We start from the raw sequence: 963 nt of genomic DNA, 5'->3' as shown, positions 1-963 counted from the left end.
GCGGGGCCCACGGCGGGGTTCATGATGGCCTCGTATCCGATGGGGGCCAACCGGCCCAGGCGGGCCTGCCGACGACGGCGGTGGTAAGTGCGTTCGATCCAGGTGATGATCGCGATCCGAAGCTCCTCTCGGGTTCGCCAGCGCTTGCGGTCCAGGACGTTCTTCTGAAGTAGCGAGAAGAACGATTCCATCGCGGCGTTGTCGCCGGCGGCACCGACCTGGCCCATGGATCCGATGAGGTGATAACGGTTCAGGGCGTGCACGAATTTCCGTGACCTGAACTGAGATCCTCGGTCCGAATGCACGATGCAACCGGCCGCCTCGCGACGCCGTGAAATAGCGTTGTCCAGGGCGTCCACCGCGAGCCGTGCTTTCATCCGGTCGCTGATCGAGTAGCCGACGATGCGGCCGGAGAACACGTCCTTGATGGCGCAGAGGTAGAGCTTGCCCTCGTCGGTCCAGTGCTCGGTGATGTCGGTGAGCCACAGTTCGTTGGCGTCATCGGCGGAGAAGTCCCGCTTCACAAGGTCGTCATGGACCGGCGGACCGGGGCGCTTTCCGTTCTTGCCGCGCTTCTTCCCGAACACGGACCACCACTGGTTGTCGCGGCAGATCTTCCACGCGGTCCGCTCGCACATCTCCTCTCCGGCCTCGGCGGCTTCTCCGACGAGGAACCGGTAGCCGAACTCAGGATCGTCGCGGTGGGCGTCCAACAGGGCGTTGGCACGATAGGCCTCGACGAGCTCGGCCCTGGTGATCTGCTGTTTCCGCCAGCGGTAGTAGGGCTGGCGGGAGAGCTTCAGGACCCGCAGGGACACCGCGACGGGAACGTTGTCAGCGGCGAGCTCGCTCACGAGCGGGTAGAACCTTTTCCCGGCAGGTTCGCCTGCGACAGGTAGGCGGCAGCGCCGCGCCGGACCTCGGTCTCCTGCTCCAGCAACCGGTTCCGGCGGCGGGGCTCGC

At 65.7% G+C, this 963-nt stretch carries 1 pseudogene; it reads right to left on the bottom strand.

The features are described 5' to 3' along the window. Window positions 1-963: pseudogene (locus GTW58_RS13105) on the bottom strand (IS3 family transposase); the annotation flags it as partial.

The organism is Kocuria subflava (assembly GCF_012163155.1).
In the GTDB taxonomy this organism is placed as follows: Bacteria; Actinomycetota; Actinomycetes; order Actinomycetales; family Micrococcaceae; genus Kocuria; species Kocuria subflava.
This window is presented reverse-complemented; position numbering and strand designations above follow the sequence as displayed.